18 protein-coding genes are annotated in these 16,836 nt (G+C 57.5%); 8 read left to right on the top strand and 10 right to left on the bottom strand.

The features are described from left to right. Window positions 1-86 precede the first annotated feature (86 nt). Window positions 87-1,529, top strand: coding sequence for a pyruvate kinase (gene pyk, locus ENTHG_RS03975; RefSeq protein ID WP_044173699.1), 1,443 nt, complete (start codon window positions 87-89; stop codon window positions 1,527-1,529). A gap of 55 nt (window positions 1,530-1,584) precedes the next feature. On the opposite strand, the gene lpxM is transcribed toward pyk, so the two are convergent. From lpxM to znuA, 3 genes are all read right to left on the bottom strand, one after another. Further along, on the bottom strand, window positions 1,585-2,556 hold the full coding sequence (gene lpxM / locus ENTHG_RS03970) for a lauroyl-Kdo(2)-lipid IV(A) myristoyltransferase (protein ID WP_044173696.1): 972 nt from the start codon (window positions 2,554-2,556) through the stop codon (window positions 1,585-1,587). Between the two features lie 114 nt (window positions 2,557-2,670). Continuing rightward, the gene (gene mepM, locus ENTHG_RS03965; RefSeq protein WP_044173694.1) at window positions 2,671-3,999 is read right to left on the bottom strand and encodes a murein DD-endopeptidase MepM; all 1,329 of its coding nucleotides are present in this window, start codon (window positions 3,997-3,999) and stop codon (window positions 2,671-2,673) included. A gap of 15 nt (window positions 4,000-4,014) precedes the next feature. Next, a complete protein-coding gene (gene znuA, locus ENTHG_RS03960; RefSeq protein ID WP_044173692.1) occupies window positions 4,015-4,959 on the bottom strand; it encodes a zinc ABC transporter substrate-binding protein ZnuA in 945 nt (314 codons plus the stop codon). Between the two features lie 78 nt (window positions 4,960-5,037). On the opposite strand from znuA, the gene znuC reads away from it, so the two are divergent. Both znuC and znuB read left to right on the top strand, forming a co-directional pair. After that, the gene (gene znuC / locus ENTHG_RS03955; protein WP_044173689.1) at window positions 5,038-5,793 is read left to right on the top strand and encodes a zinc ABC transporter ATP-binding protein ZnuC; all 756 of its coding nucleotides are present in this window, start codon (window positions 5,038-5,040) and stop codon (window positions 5,791-5,793) included. After that, entirely contained in the window at window positions 5,790-6,575 is a 786-nt protein-coding gene (gene znuB, locus ENTHG_RS03950) for a zinc ABC transporter permease subunit ZnuB (protein WP_044173687.1), read from the top strand. Before znuC ends, znuB begins: the two co-directional genes overlap by 4 nt. 305 nt (window positions 6,576-6,880) lie before the next feature. Here znuB and ruvB read toward each other — a convergent pair whose 3' ends face one another. The 6 genes from ruvB to aspS form a co-directional block, all read right to left on the bottom strand. Continuing rightward, window positions 6,881-7,891: a Holliday junction branch migration DNA helicase RuvB gene (gene ruvB, locus ENTHG_RS03945; protein WP_044173683.1), complete on the bottom strand. Its 1,011-nt coding sequence runs from the start codon at window positions 7,889-7,891 to the stop codon at window positions 6,881-6,883. A gap of 8 nt (window positions 7,892-7,899) precedes the next feature. Further along, a complete protein-coding gene (ruvA, locus tag ENTHG_RS03940) occupies window positions 7,900-8,511 on the bottom strand; it encodes a Holliday junction branch migration protein RuvA (RefSeq protein ID WP_044173681.1) in 612 nt (203 codons plus the stop codon). Window positions 8,512-8,591: 80 nt separating this feature from the next. Further along, entirely contained in the window at window positions 8,592-9,113 is a 522-nt protein-coding gene (gene ruvC / locus ENTHG_RS03935) for a crossover junction endodeoxyribonuclease RuvC (protein WP_044173679.1), read from the bottom strand. A 37-nt stretch (window positions 9,114-9,150) separates the two neighbouring features. Continuing rightward, entirely contained in the window at window positions 9,151-9,891 is a 741-nt protein-coding gene (locus ENTHG_RS03930) for a YebC/PmpR family DNA-binding transcriptional regulator (RefSeq protein ID WP_044173677.1), read from the bottom strand. Between the two features lie 28 nt (window positions 9,892-9,919). Then, window positions 9,920-10,363, bottom strand: a complete 444-nt coding sequence (gene nudB, locus ENTHG_RS03925; RefSeq protein WP_044173674.1) for a dihydroneopterin triphosphate diphosphatase — start codon at window positions 10,361-10,363, stop codon at window positions 9,920-9,922. A gap of 1 nt (window position 10,364) precedes the next feature. Beyond that, window positions 10,365-12,134 carry an aspartate--tRNA ligase gene (gene aspS / locus ENTHG_RS03920; protein WP_044173672.1) on the bottom strand — a complete coding sequence of 590 codons (1,770 nt, stop codon included), beginning with the start codon at window positions 12,132-12,134 and terminating at the stop codon, window positions 10,365-10,367. Window positions 12,135-12,400: 266 nt separating this feature from the next. Between aspS and ENTHG_RS03915 the strand changes: the two genes are divergently transcribed. Genes ENTHG_RS03915 through cmoB form a run of 5 tightly spaced genes read left to right on the top strand, consistent with a single transcriptional unit; the run spans window position 12,401 to window position 15,977 of the window. Beyond that, complete coding sequence (locus ENTHG_RS03915) at window positions 12,401-12,967, top strand: hydrolase (RefSeq protein WP_044173670.1); 567 nt, start codon at window positions 12,401-12,403, stop codon at window positions 12,965-12,967. Continuing rightward, window positions 12,964-13,782: a DUF72 domain-containing protein gene (locus ENTHG_RS03910; RefSeq protein ID WP_044173667.1), complete on the top strand. Its 819-nt coding sequence runs from the start codon at window positions 12,964-12,966 to the stop codon at window positions 13,780-13,782. The genes ENTHG_RS03915 and ENTHG_RS03910 overlap by 4 nt, the downstream gene beginning before the upstream one ends. Window positions 13,783-13,830: 48 nt before the next feature. After that, on the top strand, window positions 13,831-14,226 hold the full coding sequence (locus ENTHG_RS03905) for an MAPEG family protein (protein WP_044173664.1): 396 nt from the start codon (window positions 13,831-13,833) through the stop codon (window positions 14,224-14,226). 39 nt (window positions 14,227-14,265) lie between these two features. Then, complete coding sequence (gene cmoA, locus ENTHG_RS03900; RefSeq protein WP_044173662.1) at window positions 14,266-15,009, top strand: carboxy-S-adenosyl-L-methionine synthase CmoA; 744 nt, start codon at window positions 14,266-14,268, stop codon at window positions 15,007-15,009. Continuing rightward, entirely contained in the window at window positions 15,006-15,977 is a 972-nt protein-coding gene (gene cmoB, locus ENTHG_RS03895; RefSeq protein ID WP_044173660.1) for a tRNA 5-methoxyuridine(34)/uridine 5-oxyacetic acid(34) synthase CmoB, read from the top strand. Before cmoA ends, cmoB begins: the two co-directional genes overlap by 4 nt. 106 nt (window positions 15,978-16,083) lie before the next feature. Here the strand turns inward: cmoB and cutC are convergent, their stop codons facing one another. Next, a complete protein-coding gene (gene cutC / locus ENTHG_RS03890) occupies window positions 16,084-16,824 on the bottom strand; it encodes a copper homeostasis protein CutC (protein ID WP_044173658.1) in 741 nt (246 codons plus the stop codon). Window positions 16,825-16,836: the final 12 nt, after the last annotated feature.

Genomic DNA, 16,836 nt, shown 5'->3' with positions numbered 1-16,836 from the left:
CGCTATTCGGTTAAATTCTTAGTTTGAGAACTGAATCGAATCCATGTTCACGCAACACCAAGTTGTTTTAGTCAACGGAGTATTACATGTCCAGAAGGCTTCGCAGAACCAAAATCGTGACTACCTTAGGCCCGGCTACCGACCGCGATAATAATCTGGAAAAGATTATCGCCGCTGGCGCTAACGTAGTGCGTATGAACTTTTCTCACGGTACGCCGGAAGATCATAAATTACGCGCCGACAAAGTGCGTGAAATCGCAGCGAAACTGGGCCGTCACGTTGCTATCCTGGGGGACTTGCAGGGTCCTAAAATTCGTGTTTCTACCTTCAAAGAAGGTAAAGTTTTCCTCAATATCGGCGATAAGTTTCTGCTCGACGCAAACCTCGGCAAAGGCGAAGGCGACAAAGAAAAAGTCGGTATCGACTATAAAGGCCTGCCTGCTGACGTCGTGCCGGGCGATATCCTGCTGCTTGACGACGGTCGCGTACAGCTGAAAGTGCTGGAAGTTCAGGGCATGAAAGTGTTCACCGAAGTGACCGTTGGCGGCCCGCTCTCTAACAATAAAGGCATCAACAAGCTGGGCGGCGGTCTTTCCGCAGAAGCCCTGACCGAGAAAGATAAAGCGGATATCGTCACCGCCGCGCTTATCGGCGTTGATTATCTGGCGGTCTCCTTCCCGCGCTGCGGCGAGGATCTCAACTATGCCCGTCGCCTGGCGCGCGACGCAGGCTGCGACGCGAAAATCGTGGCAAAAGTAGAGCGCGCGGAAGCCGTCTGCAGCCAGGAAGCGATGGACGATGTCATCCTCGCCTCTGACGTGGTGATGGTAGCCCGTGGCGACCTGGGCGTAGAGATTGGCGACCCGGAACTGGTCGGCATTCAAAAAGCGTTAATTCGCCGTGCCCGCCAGCTGAACCGTGCGGTGATCACCGCCACCCAGATGATGGAGTCGATGATCACTAACCCAATGCCGACCCGTGCGGAAGTCATGGACGTGGCGAACGCCGTGCTGGACGGCACCGACGCCGTGATGCTCTCGGCGGAAACCGCTGCCGGCCAGTACCCTGCGGAAACGGTCGCCGCGATGGCGCGTGTCTGCCTTGGCGCAGAAAAGATCCCCAGCATCAACGTCTCTAAACATCGTCTGGATATTCAGTTCGACAATGTGGAAGAGGCCATCGCCATGTCCGCCATGTACGCGGCCAACCACCTCAAGGGCGTTACCGCGATTATCTCTATGACGGAATCAGGCCGTACGGCGCTGATGACCTCACGTATCAGCTCTGGCCTGCCTATCTTTGCCATGTCCCGTCATGAGCGCACCCTGAACCTTACCGCGCTCTATCGCGGCGTTACACCGGTCTACTTCGATAGCGTAAACGAGGGTGTGGTTGCGGCGAACGATGCCGTTAACCTGCTGCGTGACAAAGGCTATCTGGTCTCTGGCGATCTGGTGATCGTGACCCAGGGCGATGTGATGAGTACCGTGGGCACCACCAATACCACCCGTATTCTGACCGTCGAGTAACCCATATCCGGCTAACGTTGCCCGTTACAGAAAACCCCGCGTTCGCGGGGTTTTTTTATCGTTTCGGGAACAGCTCTTTGCGCCGGTAAGGCTCTTTTTCGCCGGGCCTGCGTGTTTTTAAGAGCTTCAGTATCCAGGTGTACTGCTCCGGATGTGGGCCGACAAACACCTCCACCTCTTCGTTCATCCGCCGGGCGATGGTGACGTCATCTGCGGTCAGCAGATCGTCCATCGGCGGGCGAATCTGAATGATCAGCCGATGGGTTTTAGCGTCGTAGACCGGAAAGAGCGGCACAATGCGCGCGCGGCACACTTTCATCAGGCGGCCAATTGCGGGCAGCGTGGCTTTGTAGGTAGCGAAAAAATCAACGAACTCGCTATGCTCCGCCCCGTGATCCTGATCGGGCAGATAGTAACCCCAGTAGCCCTGGCGCACCGACTGAATAAAAGGCTTGATGCCGTTGCTACGCGCATGAAGACGCCCGCCAAAGCGGCGGCGCACGCTGTTCCAGACGTAATCAAAGACTTTATTCCCCTGGTTGTGGAACATCGCCGCGATATTTTTCCCCTGCGAGGCCATCAGCATTGCCGGAATATCTACCCCCCAGCCGTGCGGCACCAGGAAGATGACGTTTTCGTTATTGCGCTGCAGCTCATCAATCAGCTCACGCCCCTGCCACTCCACGCGGGGCAGGATCTTTTCCGGGCCGCGTATCGCCAGTTCGGCCATCAGCGCCATCGCCTGCGGCGCGGTGGCGAACATCTGGTCGATGATGGCTTCCCGCTGCGCATCTGATTTTTCCGGGAAACAGTACAGCAGGTTAATTTGCGCGCGACGGCGCGCGCTCTTACCGAGGCGTCCTGCCAGCCGTCCCAGTTTACCCAGCAGCGGGTCGCGTACGGAGGGGGGGAGCAATGCGACCCCGGCAAAAGCGAAGACACCTATCCATGCGCCCCAGTAGCGCGGATGGCGAAACGCTTTTTCGAACTCGGGAATGTACTCTGAATGATTTTTCCTGGTTTCCATGCATCTTCCGCAGGCAGTTTTGGTGATTAAAGTTGAGATAGTTTAGCGAGGCGAACCGGTTCCGACAAAACAAAAAGCCGGCGCGAAATGGCACCGGCTTGCAAGCGGTGAAGCTTAATCGAAGCGAAGCTGCGGAACGACCTCTTTCACCTGCGCCAGGTAATCACGGCGATCGGAGCCGGTCAGACCTTCGGTGCGCGGCAGTTTCGCCGTCAGCGGGTTAACCGCCTGCTGGTTGATCCACACTTCATAATGCAGATGCGGCCCGGTAGAACGACCGGTATTGCCGGAAAGGGCGATGCGATCGCCGCGTTTCACTTTCTGGCCCGGTTTCACCAGCAGCTTACGCAGGTGCATGTAGCGAGTGGTATAGGTGCGTCCGTGGCGCACGGCAACATAGTACCCCGCCGCGCCGCTGCGTTTAGCCACAACCACTTCGCCATCCCCGACGGCGAGCACAGGCGTGCCCTGCGGCATGGCGAAATCCACCCCTTTGTGCGGCGCGATACGGCCCGTTACCGGGTTAAGGCGACGCGGGTTGAAGTTGGACGAAACGCGGAACTGTTTTGACGTCGGGAAGCGTAAAAAGCCCTTCGCCAGCCCCGTACCGTTACGATCGTAGAACTTGCCGTCTTCGGCGCGGATAGCGTAGTAGTCTTTACCGGCGGAGCGCAGACGCACGCCCAGTAGCTGGCTTTGCTCACGCTTACCGTCGAGCATTTCGCGGGACATCAGGACCGAGAACTCGTCCCCTTTCTTCAACTTACGGAAATCCATCTGCCACTGCATCGCTTTGATCACCGCGCCAATTTCGGCGCTGGTCAAACCGGCCTGTTTGGCGCTACTGACAAAGCTGGCGCCTACGGTGCCGTTCAGGACGGCGTTAACCCAGTCGCCCTTTTGCAGTTCGCTGCTCATTTTGAAACCGCTGGCGGTGCGGTCGTAGGTGCGGGTTTCCCTACGGGACATCTCCCAGGTGAGACGCTGTAGATCGCCTTCCGGCGTCAGCGTCCAGGAGATCTGCTGGCCGATTTTGAGATTACGCAGCTCTTTATCGGCGCTGGCAAGCTGGGTGATATCACCCATATCAATACCATACTGATTCAGAATACTGCTCAGCGTATCGCCGGTAGAGACAACATATTCATGCACGCCGGCTTCATTGGCGGTTTTATCGTCCAGCTCATCCTGCGGAATATCTTCCACTTCATCGGGCATAGTCTGGTCGATTGGCTCACTGGCCTCGGGGAGCAGAGAACGAATTTCGTTCTGATGCAGTTCGATGGTTTTAACAATCGGGGTCGGCGAAGACTCCGGGTGGTAGACGTACGGTCGCCAGACGGCGACCGCAAAGGTGAGAACGGTAAGAGACCCCAGCATAACGCGGTGGGGTCGGGGCAAATTATTAAATGCCAGGGCGACAGAGCGGGCTATCTGTTGCACGTATCCACTTCCTCGTTAATCTCCTTTCAGGCAGCTCGCATACTGAGTAGACAACAGGGAAAGGAACTGTGAATAGCTCTCTTTACCCAATTTAATACTGGTTCCAAGCGGATCCAGCGTTCCCATTCGAACGGATGTCCCTCTGGCGACAGCTTCAACAACGGCTGGCCTGAACTGTGGCTCAGCAAAAACGCAGGTCGCTTTTTGCTCAACCAACTGTGTTCTGATTTGATGTAAACGCTGCGCGCCAGGTTGAATTTCAGGGTTGACGGTAAAGTGACCCAGCGGGGTCAACCCGTAATGTTTCTCAAAGTAGCCGTAAGCATCATGAAAAACGAAATACCCTTTACCCTTCACTGGCGCCAGCTCGCTACCAACCTGCTTATCGGTTTGGGCTAATTTTGCCTCAAAATCTTTCAGGTTGGCATCCAGCCGGGCTCGGCTTTGCGGCATAAGTTCTACTAATTTTTGATGGATTGCAACCGCCGACATCCGGGCGATCTCTGGTGAGAGCCACAGGTGCATGTTGTAATCACCGTGATGGTGATGTTCATCATGATTTTCGCCGCCATGATCGTGTCCTTCATGGTCATGCTCGTCGTCGTCACCGCCTTTAATCAGCAGCGGTTGCACCTCCGACAGCGCTTGCATCTGCACCTGGCGATTAGCGGGGATCTGGCGGGCTGACTTTTCCATAAACGCTTCCATATCCGGGCCGACCCAGAAAACTAAGTCCGCGTTCTGTAAGCGTTTTACGTCGGAAGGACGCAGTGAATAGTCATGCTCGGAAGCGCCGTCAGGCAGCAATACTTCGGTGGTGGTTACCCCATCGGCGATGGCCGAAGCAATAAAGCCCAGCGGCTTAAGGGAGGCCACGACGGCAGCGTTTGCGGTGCTGGTGACACCGGCCAGCAGCGCGGTTGAAAGCGCTGCGCAAAGAAGCGTATTTTTCTGTAACATAATGCGACTATTTATCGTAATGAATGAGTGGAATGTGATATTATAACATTCGACAACTTGTGCAACCCCCTAAATGATATGACTAATCTGGTAACGCTGGAAAACGTCGCGGTCAGTTTCGGCCAAAGACGCGTCCTGTCTGACATTTCACTGAATTTGCAGCCGGGAAAAATTCTCACATTACTCGGCCCCAACGGCGCGGGTAAATCCACCCTTGTACGCGTTGTGCTGGGGCTGGTAGCACCCGATAGCGGGACGATCAAGCGAGTTAAGGCGCTGCGCATCGGTTATGTACCGCAAAAGCTCCATCTTGATGCCACGCTGCCGCTGACGGTAGACCGTTTTTTACGTTTGCGTCCGGGTAGCCGCAAAGCGGATATTCTGCCCGCGCTTAAGCGGGTAAACGCCGCGCACCTTATCGACGCGCCCATGCAAAAACTGTCCGGCGGCGAAACGCAGCGGGTTTTGCTGGCCCGCGCCCTGCTCAACCGCCCGCAGCTGCTGGTGCTTGATGAGCCGACGCAGGGGGTAGACGTTAATGGCCAGGTGGCGCTGTATGACCTGATCGATCGGCTGCGCAGCGAGCTTGATTGCGCGGTGCTGATGGTTTCGCACGACCTGCATCTGGTGATGGCGAAAACGGATGAAGTGCTGTGCCTGAATCACCATATTTGCTGCTCCGGCGCGCCGGAAGTGGTCTCTATGCACCCTGAGTTTATCTCGATGTTCGGCCCGCGCGGCGCGCAACAGCTGGGTATTTATCGCCACCGGCATAATCATCGTCATGATTTGCAGGGGCGCATTGTATTACGTCAGGGAAACGATCGCGGATGATTGAATTACTTCTGCCCGGCTGGCTCGCCGGGATGATGCTGGCCTGCGCCGCAGGTCCGCTTGGCTCTTTTGTTGTCTGGCGACGGATGTCCTACTTCGGCGATACCCTGGCGCACGCCTCGCTGCTGGGTGTGGCATTCGGTCTGCTGCTGGATGTCAATCCCTTCTATGCGGTTATCGCCGTCACGCTACTGCTGGCCGCCGGTCTTGTGTGGCTGGAAAAGCGCCCGCACCTGGCCATTGATACCCTGCTGGGCATTATGGCCCATAGTGCCCTGTCGCTTGGGATGGTGGTGGTCAGCCTGATGTCGAATATCCGCGTCGACCTGATGGCCTATCTGTTTGGCGACCTGCTGGCGGTGACGCCGCAGGACCTTATTGCAATTGCCTTTGGGGTAGTGGTGGTGATCGCTATCCTCTGCTGGCAGTGGCGCAACCTGCTCTCAATGACCGTAAGCCCCGAGCTGGCCTTTGTGGATGGCGTGAAGCTGCAGCGGGTTAAGCTGCTGCTGATGCTGGTCACCGCCCTGACCATTGGCGTGGCGATGAAGTTCGTCGGCGCGCTGATTATCACCTCCCTGCTGATCATTCCTGCCGCCACCGCGCGCCGGTTTGCCCGGACGCCGGAGCAGATGGCGGGAATCGCCGTCGGCGCGGGGATGATAGCCGTGACCGGCGGCCTGACCTTCTCCGCGTTCTACGACACCCCTGCCGGGCCGTCTGTGGTGCTTTGCGCCGCGCTGCTGTTTATCCTCAGCATGGTGAAAAAAAGCCCCTCCTGATGCGACGCCGGGCCAGCGATGCTGACCCGGTTATTAGCCCAAATTAAGCGGGGCGAAATAGCTTACTCGTAAAATATTTCAGCCCTGTGATCTTTTGCTCACTTCTTCTTATACGTCACACACCGGCCCGCCAGCGACAGCTACAGTTCTGATAAGGACGGTAAAAAAGTATGGACGGGCTAACCAGACGGGAGGGGCAGAAGATGCTACTCATGATGGTATCTGGCACCTTTACATTACTTCTCCTGCTGGCCGTGCTGGTCTCCCGGTCGGCCATGCAGGATATCGACAACGACTATTAGCCGTTACGGCATCTCGGGGGGCGTGATGCCAAAATGGTTCCACGCCCTGACCGTCGCCATGCGCCCGCGCGGGGTACGCTGCAGAAAACCCTGCTGGATGAGAAACGGCTCCAGCACATCTTCGATCGTTTCCCGCTCTTCGCCAATCGCGGCGGCAAGGTTATCCAGCCCTACCGGACCGCCGAAGAATTTATCAATCACCGCCAGCAGCAGCTTGCGGTCCATATAATCGAACCCCTGCGCATCAACGTTAAGCATGTCCAGCGCCTGCGCCGCCACGTCCAGGGTAATTGCGCCATCGTGTTTCACTTCGGCAAAATCACGGACGCGCCTGAGCAGCCGGTTCGCGATACGCGGCGTGCCCCGCGAGCGTTTCGCCACCTCCAGCGCCCCCTCCTCGCTCATATCCAGCCCCATATAGCGCGCGCTGCGCCCGACGATATGCTGCAAATCGGCAACCTGATAAAACTCAAGGCGCTGGACAATACCGAAGCGGTCGCGCAAAGGAGAGGTCAGTGAACCGGCGCGGGTCGTTGCGCCAATCAGGGTAAAGGGCGGCAGGTCGATTTTGATGGAGCGGGCCGCAGGGCCGTCGCCAATCATAATATCGAGCTGGTAATCTTCCATTGCCGGGTAGAGCACCTCTTCCACGACTGGCGACAGGCGATGGATCTCGTCAATGAAAAGCACATCATGGGGTTCGAGGTTAGTCAGCATGGCTGCCAGATCGCCCGCTTTTTCCAGCACCGGGCCGGAAGTGGTGCGCAGATTGACGCCCATTTCATTGGCGACAATATTGGCAAGGGTGGTTTTGCCCAGCCCCGGCGGGCCGAAAATCAGCAGGTGATCGAGCGCGTCGCCGCGCAGCTTTGCCGCCTGAATGAAAATTTCCATTTGCGAGCGCACCTGCGGCTGGCCGATATACTCTGCCAGCAGCTTCGGGCGTATCGCGCGATCGGCAATCTCTTCGGCATTCACACTGTCGGCGGAGACCAGACGGTCTGCTTCAATCATCCTTTACCTCACAACGCGGCGCGAAGCGCTTCACGGATCAGAGTTTCACTGTTGGCGTCCGGTCTGGCGATTTTACTGACCATCCGGCTGGCTTCCTGTGGTTTATAGCCCAACGCCACCAGCGCGGCAACCGCTTCCTGTTCGGCATCGTCCACCGCAGGGCCGCCCGGCGAGGTGAGCACCAGGTCCGCCGCCGGGGTAAAGAGATCCCCGTGCAGGCCTTTGAAACGGTCTTTCATCTCCACAATCAGGCGTTCTGCCGTTTTTTTACCGATGCCCGGCAGTTTTACCAGCGCCGCGGGCTCTTCACGCTCAACCGCGTTAACGAACTGCTGGGCCGACATGCCAGAAAGGATAGCCAGCGCCAGTTTTGGCCCCACGCCGTTGGTTTTGATCAGCTCGCGAAACAGGGTGCGTTCTTGCTTATTGTTGAAGCCATACAGCAGGTGCGCATCTTCGCGCACAACAAGGTGGGTAAAGACGATGGCCTCTTTCCCCGCCTCCGGCAGCTCATAGAAACAGGTCATCGGCATATGTACTTCGTAGCCCACGCCTCCGACTTCCATAAGAACCAAAGGGGGCTGTTTTTCGAGAATGATGCCTCTGAGTCTGCCAATCACGATACGCTCCTGCGTTAAGGCGAAAAGAATAATGCGCTATCATAAAAAAAGGCTGGATAAACATCCAGCCTGATTTGTGATTATCGTAACCGGCCACGCGCAAGGTTAAGCCGGGATTCGCTCATCTGCACGGCGTTCTGGCTGACATGGCAGTGCGTAATCGCGATAGCCAGCGCGTCGGCGGCGTCGGCCTGCGGGTTCGCCGGAAGCTTCAGCAAGGTACGAACCATGTGCTGAACCTGGCTCTTCTCTGCGCCCCCCGTGCCTACCACCGTCTGCTTAACCTGACGGGCGGCGTATTCAAACACCGGCAGTTCGCAGTTAACCGCAGCGACAATCGCTACGCCCCGCGCCTGCCCCAGCTTAAGCGCCGAGTCGGCGTTTTTCGCCATAAAGACCTGCTCAATAGCGAAATAGTCCGGCTGGAACTGCGTGATGATTTCCATCACGCCTGCATAAATCAATTTCAGGCGCGAGGGCAAATCGTCCACTTTGGTGCGGATACAGCCGCTGCCAAGATAGGAGAGCTGGCGTCCAACCTGACGGATGACGCCGTAACCGGTGACGCGCGACCCCGGGTCGATACCGAGAATAATGGCCATCACACGCCTCCGGTTGGTGGTTTAACGATCGACAACATCAGAGCGTTGCGGCGACCTCATCAGAGATCTCGCCGTTATGGTAAACTTCCTGCACGTCGTCGCAGTCTTCCAGCATATCGATCAGGCGCAGCAGTTTCGGCGCGGTTTCCGCGTCCATGTCCGCTTTGGTGGACGGAATCATAGAGACTTCGGCGTTGTCGGCTTTCAGACCCGCGGCTTCCAGCGCGTCGCGCACGGCGCCCATCTCTTCCCATGCGGTGTAAACGTCAATAGCGCCGTCGTCATAGGTCACCACGTCTTCTGCGCCCGCTTCCAGCGCCGCTTCCATGATGGTGTCTTCATCGCCCTGCTCAAAGGAAATCACCCCTTTTTTGCTGAACAGATAGGCAACGGAACCGTCGGTGCCGAGGTTGCCGCCGCACTTGCTGAATGCGTGACGCACTTCGGCTACGGTGCGGTTACGGTTGTCGGACAGGCACTCGACCATGACCGCTGTGCCGCCAGGACCGTAACCTTCATAAATGATGGTTTCCATGTTGGCGTCATCATCGCCGCCAACGCCGCGCGCGATAGCGCGGTTCAGGGTGTCGCGCGTCATGTTGTTGGACAGCGCTTTGTCGATCGCCGCACGCAGACGCGGGTTGGAAGCAGCATCGCCGCCGCCCAGACGCGCTGCCGTTACCAGCTCGCGAATGATTTTTGTGAAGATCTTACCGCGCTTGGCATCCTGTGCCGCTTTGCGGTGTTTGGTGTTGGCCCATTTACTATGACCTGCCATAAAAAACTCTCCAAAAAAGCGCGCCCTTTCAGGCCGCGTTAATTACAAATTCTTCAATCGCCTGCCGGTTGCTCCATGACTTGGTGAGCGCCGCCGCAGCGGGCGCATCAAGCCACTGGTAAGCCAGATGTTCGGTAAAAACAATTGGCCGTTCATGGGGCAATGCAAGACAGAACCAGGATTCCGTGTTGCGCTCGATACCCGGCGCATAGCGATGACGTAAATGACTAAAAATTTCAAATTCCACCGTGCGCTGACAGTCCAGCAAGGACAGTTGCTCGCGGGCAACATCGATTGCGACCTCTTCCTTTACTTCGCGCATGGCGGCTTGCGGCGCGGTTTCTCCCGCCTCCAGGCTGCCGGTAACCGACTGCCAGAAGTCAGGATCGTCGCGCCGCTGCAGCATCAGCACTCTCCCGGTGTCTTTTGCATAAATGACCACCAGCACCGAGACAGGCTGTTTGAATGCCATATCAGTTTTTCTCTTCCTTTTTCACCACCTCGATGCCCAGCTCGCTCAGCGCTGCCGGGTTGGCGAAGCTTGGCGCTTCGGTCATCAGGCAGGCCGCGGCGGTGGTTTTCGGGAAGGCGATAACGTCACGAATATTATCGGTGCCGGTCAGCAGCATGGTCAGACGATCCAGACCGAAGGCCAGGCCCGCATGCGGCGGGGTGCCGTATTTCAGCGCGTCCAGCAGGAAGCCGAATTTCTCGCGCTGCTCCTGCTCGTTAATGCCCAGAATGCCAAAGACCGTCTGCTGCATTTCGCCGCTGTGAATACGCACGGAACCACCGCCCACTTCATAGCCGTTGATAACCATATCGTAAGCGTTGGCGACGGCCTCTTCCGGCGCCGCTTTCAGCTCGGCGGCGGTCATATCTTTCGGCGAGGTGAACGGGTGGTGCATGGCGGTCAGGCCGCCTTCGCCGTCGTCTTCAAACATCGGGAAGTCGATAACCCACAGCGGCGCCCATTTGGCTTCGTCGGTGAGATTAAGATCTTTACCCAGCTTGAGGCGCAGCGCGCCGAGGGCGTCGGCAACCACTTTTTTATTATCGGCGCCGAAGAAAATCATATCTCCGTCCTGCGCGCCGGTGCGGGCAAGAATAGCCTCCACAATTTCCGCGTTCAGGAATTTCGCTACCGGGCTGTTGATACCCTCCAGCCCTTTCGCACGCTCGGTGACTTTGATGTACGCCAGCCCTTTCGCGCCGTAAATCTTAACGAAGTTGCCGTAGTCGTCGATCTGTTTGCGGCTTAACGATGCGCCGCCCGGAACGCGCAGCGCCGCGACACGGCCTTTCGGATCGTTGGCCGGGCCCGCGAATACCGCGAACTCGACGCCGGTAAGCAGGTCGGCGACATCCACCAGCTCCATCGGGTTACGCAGATCCGGTTTGTCGGAGCCGTAGCGACGTTCCGCTTCGGCAAAGGTCATGATTGGGAAGTCGCCCAGATCCACGCCCTTCACATCCAGCCACAGATTGCGGATCAGTTTTTCCATGACTTCACGCACCTGCGGCGCGGTCATAAAGGAGGTTTCCACATCGATCTGGGTGAATTCCGGCTGACGGTCGGCGCGCAGGTCTTCATCGCGGAAACATTTAACGATTTGATAATAGCGGTCAAAGCCGGACATCATCAGCAGCTGTTTAAAGAGCTGTGGAGACTGCGGCAGCGCGTAGAACTTGCCTTTATGTACCCGGGAAGGCACCAGGTAGTCGCGCGCCCCTTCCGGGGTGGCTTTGGTCAGCATCGGGGTTTCGATATCAAGGAAGCCGTGATCGTCCATAAAGCGGCGCACGAAGCTGGTGATTTTCGCGCGGGTTTTCAGGCGCTGCGCCATTTCCGGGCGGCGCAGATCCAGGTAGCGGTATTTCAGACGCGCTTCTTCGGTGTTGACCTGGTTGGAGTCCAGCGGCAGCGGCTCAGAGCGGTTGATGATGGTCAGCTGGGTCGCGAACACTTCCACTTCGCCGGTAGCCATGTCGCTGTTGACGTTTTTGTCGTCGCGCGCACGCACGGTGCCGGTAATCTGGATACAGAACTCATTACGCAATTCGGAAGCCTGCTTGAACGACTCGGCATCCGGATCGAAGAAGACCTGAACGATGCCTTCGCGGTCACGCATATCAATAAAAATAAGGCTGCCGAGGTCACGACGACGATTGACCCAACCACACAGCGTCACCTGCTGCCCAACGTGGGTCTTACGCAGCTGTCCGCAATATTCTGTACGCATGAGATATCCCTTAACTTAGCCGCAGGCTGATTGTTGCCCGCCACGCAGGCGACCAGTCACAGCTTTAGCTGAATGTCACAACTGGATGAAAAAAGGCGGCTATTATACTGGAAATAATGGCCCGCGATAAGCCCGCCGCCGCCAGCACGCAGCGTTTGCTGCCCGCTTAGTGCGTATTCTCACAAAAACTAACAAAATTTGTAAACCGCAGGGGCAGTTATAACGCGTAAGGTAAGCGGGATTTTATCTATTTTTCAGGAGTTATTATGCTGGAACTACAAACTGCAAACACCGCGCTGGTGGTTATCGACCTTCAGGAAGGCATCCTGCCTTTTGCGGGCGGCCCTTACAGCGCGCAAACGGTGGTTGACCGCGCCGCGAAACTGGCGCAGGCGTTCCGTGCTAAAGGCGCGCCGGTGATCATGGTGCGCGTGGGCTGGTCAGCGGATTATGCCGAAGCGCTCAAGCAGCCGGTGGATGCGCAGGCCCCCGCTCAGGCGCTGCCGGATAACTGGTGGACCTACCCCGCTTCCCTCGGCAAAGCAGAGAGCGATATCGAAGTGACCAAACGCCAGTGGGGCGCGTTTTACGGCACCGACCTTGAACTCCAGCTGCGCCGTCGCGGTATCGACACGATTGTGCTGTGCGGCATTTCCACCAATATCGGCGTCGAGTCAACCGCACGTAACGCCTGGGAGCTGGGCTTTAAGCTGGTGGTGGTTGAAGACGCCTGCGCTGCCGCCACCGCCGAGCAGCACCAGGGCAGCATGACGCATATTTTCCCGCGCATTGGTCGCGTGCGCACCACCGATGAGATCCTCGACGCGCTATGATTTATATCGGTCTGCCGCAGTGGTCGCACCCGAAATGGGTGCGGCTGGGTATCACCAGCCTGGAAGAGTATGCCCGCCACTTTAACTGTGTGGAGGGCAATACCACGCTCTATGCGCTCCCCAAAGCGGAGATAGTCCAGCGCTGGCGCGCGCAGACCGGCGACGATTTTCGCTTTTGTTTTAAATTTCCGGCCACCATTACCCATCAGGCGGCGCTGCGCCAGTGCGGCGATCTTACCGGGGAGTTCCTCACCCGCATGTCGCCGCTGGCAGACCGTATCGGGCAGTACTGGCTCCAACTGCCCGCCGCCTTCGGCCCCGCCGATCTCACGGCGCTGTGGGCCTATCTGGACGCCCTTCCCGCTGATTTCACCTATGGTGTAGAGGTTCGCCACCCGGAATTCTTCGCCAAAGGTGAAGCGGAGCGGGAGCTTAACCGCGGGCTTCATCAGCGCGGCGTCAACCGGGTGATCCTCGACAGTCGCCCTGTTCACAGCGCGGTTGCCGACAATGAAGCGGTGATCCTGGCCCAGCGGCAGAAACCGAAAGTTCCGGTGCACGCGCTGTTAACGGCGCGCGATCCGATGGTGCGCTTTATCGGCAGCAATGATATGGCGCAGAACCGCGCCCTGTTTGATGTCTGGCTGGATAAGCTGCCCCAGTGGGAAGCCACCGCGACGCCCTGGCTGTTCCTGCATACGCCGGATATCGCGCAGGCGCCGGAGCTGGTCGATACGCTGTGGGACGATCTGCGCCAGGCGCTGCCCTCCCTCGGCACTGCTCCGTCCATTCCCCGGCAATCTTCTCTTTTCTGAATGGATTACCTATCATTGTAAAGCCATCATGTATTAAAGGGAGTTGGTATGGTTAGCGCGCTGTATGCCGTGCTGGGTGCGTTGCTGCTCATTAAATTTTCGTTCGACGTTGTTCGTCTGCGTATGCAATACCGCGTTAGCTATGGCGACGGCGGTTTTAGCGAATTGCAAAGCGCAATTCGTATTCATGGCAATGCGGTGGAGTACATTCCCATTGCATTGATTTTATTATTGTTTATGGAAATGAATGGCGCACTGACCTGGATGGTGCACGTCTGCGGCATCCTGCTGATTGCAGGTCGCCTGATGCACTATTACGGCTTTCAGCACCGTCTGTTTCGCTGGCGTCGCTCCGGTATGAGCGCCACCTGGTGCGCGCTACTTTTGATGGCAATCGCCAACATCTGGTACATGCCGTGGGAGTTGGTTTTCTCCCTTCGTTAGCGCACAATACGCCACTTTGTTTTCCCGGATCTTTACACTATGACTAACCGCGACACGCTTTTTTCCGCGCCTATCGCCAGCCTGGGCGACTGGACCTTCGATGAACGGGTAGCCGAAGTCTTCCCGGATATGATCCAGCGTTCCGTACCGGGTTACTCCAATATTATCTCTATGATCGGCATGCTGGCGGAGCGCTTCGTGCAGCCCGACACGCAGATCTACGATTTGGGCTGTTCGCTTGGCGCCGCCACGCTCTCCGTGCGCCGTAATATTCACCACGGCGGCTGTAAAATTATCGCCGTGGACAACTCCCCGGCCATGGTCGAGCGCTGCCGCCGCCATATTGATGCTTACAAAGCGCCTACGCCCGTTGAGGTGGTGGAGGGGGATATTCGTGATATCACCCTTGAAAACGCGTCGATGGTGGTACTGAACTTCACCTTACAATTCCTCGAACCGCAGGAGCGCCAGGCGTTACTGGATAAAATCTACCAGGGCCTTAACCCTGGCGGCGCGCTTGTCCTTTCTGAGAAGTTTAGCTTTGAAGACGCCAGCGTCGGCGAGCTGTTATTTAACATGCACCATGACTTCAAGCGGGCCAACGGCTACAGCGAACTGGAGATCAGCCAGAAGCGCAGCATGCTGGAAAACGTGATGCTGACGGACTCGGTTGAAACCCACAAACGCCGTCTGCGCCAGGCCGGGTTTGAACACAGCGAAGTCTGGTTCCAGTGCTTTAATTTCGGCTCGCTGGTGGCGTTAAAAGCAGGTGAATCCGCATGATGGCGTTTGACCGTTTCTATCAGCAAATCGCCGTCAGCCCCCTCTCCCACTGGCTGGAGACGCTGCCCGCGCAAATCGCCAGCTGGCAGCGCGACCAGCTGCACGGCCAGTTCAAACAGTGGACCAACGCCGTCACCTTCCTGCCTGAGCTTAAGCCTGCGCATATCGATCTGCGCAACGGGGTGAGCGCCAGCAGCGACGAGCCGCTCAGCGAAGGTCAGCTTAAGCGCATGGAGACGCTGCTGCGTAATCTGATGCCCTGGCGCAAAGGGCCGTTCTCGCTCTATGGCATCGATATCGATACGGAATGGCGCTCCGACTGGAAGTGGGATCGCGTGCTGCCCCATCTCTCAGACTTAAACGGGCGCACTATTCTGGATGTCGGCTGCGGCAGCGGTTATCACCTGTGGCGGATGGTTGGCGCAGGGGCAAAGCTGGCGGTGGGCATCGACCCGACCCAGCTGTTTCTTTGCCAGTTTGAAGCGGTGCGCAAGCTGCTGGGTGACGATCGTCGCGCCCATCTTTTGCCGCTGGGTATTGAACAACTGCCCGCGCTGAACGCCTTCGACACGGTCTTTTCGATGGGGGTGCTGTACCACCGCCGCTCGCCGCTGGAGCACCTGTGGCAGCTTAAAGATCAGCTGGTCAAAGAGGGTGAGCTGGTGCTGGAGACACTGGTGGTAGAGGGCGACGACCAGAGCGTGCTGGTGCCAGGCGACCGTTACGCGCAGATGCGCAACGTCTATTTTATTCCCTCCGCGCTGGCGCTGAAGAACTGGCTGGAAAAATGCGGCTTTGTGGATGTCCGGGTCGCCGACGTCTGCCCGACCACCACACAAGAGCAGCGCCGCACCGCCTGGATGACCACCGAATCGCTGGCCGATTTTCTCGACCCGGATGACAGCAGCAAAACTGTCGAAGGCTACCCCGCGCCGGTACGCGCGGTGCTGATTGCCAGAAAGCCGTAATCGCCGCTCTCACCTGAAAAAAGCATAAAAAAAGACCCCTGTGAAATGCAGGGGCCTGGTACGAGCAAGCATCACATTGGGCGACATGATGCGCGGTAAAAAACGGTTACGGACGACCGACTATGAGGGCTTTCATCGTCGCCACAGCCTTGCCGTCTACGCCATAGCGGGAGTATTCATCCGCACTGGCATCCGACGACATGGATAATCCGGTATTGCGATAGCGCATGGGCGATGGGCTATACTGCCCCGCCGAACTGTGCACTTCCCTGACGCCTGCGTCGAGAAAGTGTTCCAGGTTGGCGGCGCGAACGCCAGCACCCGCCATAATGATTGGAACACCGGATCGGGCATTAAGTTCCACAATTAATGAAATTCCTTTTTCCGCCGTCGCCTGTTGCCCCGATGTCAGGATGCGGGCGACGCCCAATTCTCCTAATACATCAAAGGCTTCAACAGGATTTGCGCACATATCGAAAGCGCGATGAAAAGTGACCGCCATCCCCTGCGCGGCCTGCATAATTTGCCGCATTCGCGCAGTATCAACCCCTCCGTCTTCATTCAGCACGCCGGTCACCAGCCCCGGGAAACCCAGTTCGCGGATGAAACGGATATCCTCCAGCATGGCGCTGAACTCACTCTCGCTGTAGCAAAAGTCGCCGCCGCGCGGGCGCACGATAGGATGTACGGGGATCGTTATCCGCTTTCGCGCTTCGCGCAGTACGCCGACAGAGGGGGTCAGCCCCCCTTCTTTGGGCGCGCTACAGAGCTCAATTCGGTCGGCGCCCTCGCGCTCGGCGAGCGCCGCGCACTCGACGCTATAACAACAGATTTCCAGAATCGTCATTTTTCTTTCCTT

The sequence above is a fragment of the Phytobacter massiliensis JC163 genome, assembly GCF_000321045.1.
Taxonomy (GTDB): Bacteria; Pseudomonadota; Gammaproteobacteria; order Enterobacterales; family Enterobacteriaceae; genus Phytobacter_A; species Phytobacter_A massiliensis.
Note: the sequence above shows the minus strand (reverse complement) of the source record. Positions and strands in the feature narration are given on the sequence as shown.

Bases quoted from the DNA above. Each gene is read 5' to 3' on its own strand.
- aspS (WP_044173672.1), bottom strand. From the start codon at position 12,134: ATGCGTACAGAATATTGCGGACAGCTGCGTAAGACCCACGTTGGGCAG.
- znuA (WP_044173692.1), bottom strand. From the start codon at position 4,959: ATGTTACAGAAAAATACGCTTCTTTGCGCAGCGCTTTCAACCGCGCTG.
- pyk (WP_044173699.1), top strand. From the start codon at position 87: ATGTCCAGAAGGCTTCGCAGAACCAAAATCGTGACTACCTTAGGCCCG.
- cutC (WP_044173658.1), bottom strand. From the start codon at position 16,824: ATGACGATTCTGGAAATCTGTTGTTATAGCGTCGAGTGCGCGGCGCTC.
- ENTHG_RS03930 (WP_044173677.1), bottom strand. From the start codon at position 9,891: ATGGCAGGTCATAGTAAATGGGCCAACACCAAACACCGCAAAGCGGCA.
- ENTHG_RS03910 (WP_044173667.1), top strand. From the start codon at position 12,964: ATGATTTATATCGGTCTGCCGCAGTGGTCGCACCCGAAATGGGTGCGG.
- ruvB (WP_044173683.1), bottom strand. From the start codon at position 7,891: ATGATTGAAGCAGACCGTCTGGTCTCCGCCGACAGTGTGAATGCCGAA.
- cmoA (WP_044173662.1), top strand. From the start codon at position 14,266: ATGACTAACCGCGACACGCTTTTTTCCGCGCCTATCGCCAGCCTGGGC.
- znuB (WP_044173687.1), top strand. From the start codon at position 5,790: ATGATTGAATTACTTCTGCCCGGCTGGCTCGCCGGGATGATGCTGGCC.
- nudB (WP_044173674.1), bottom strand. From the start codon at position 10,363: ATGGCATTCAAACAGCCTGTCTCGGTGCTGGTGGTCATTTATGCAAAA.
- lpxM (WP_044173696.1), bottom strand. From the start codon at position 2,556: ATGGAAACCAGGAAAAATCATTCAGAGTACATTCCCGAGTTCGAAAAA.
- cmoB (WP_044173660.1), top strand. From the start codon at position 15,006: ATGATGGCGTTTGACCGTTTCTATCAGCAAATCGCCGTCAGCCCCCTC.
- ruvC (WP_044173679.1), bottom strand. From the start codon at position 9,113: ATGGCCATTATTCTCGGTATCGACCCGGGGTCGCGCGTCACCGGTTAC.
- znuC (WP_044173689.1), top strand. From the start codon at position 5,038: ATGACTAATCTGGTAACGCTGGAAAACGTCGCGGTCAGTTTCGGCCAA.
- ENTHG_RS03905 (WP_044173664.1), top strand. From the start codon at position 13,831: ATGGTTAGCGCGCTGTATGCCGTGCTGGGTGCGTTGCTGCTCATTAAA.
- ENTHG_RS03915 (WP_044173670.1), top strand. From the start codon at position 12,401: ATGCTGGAACTACAAACTGCAAACACCGCGCTGGTGGTTATCGACCTT.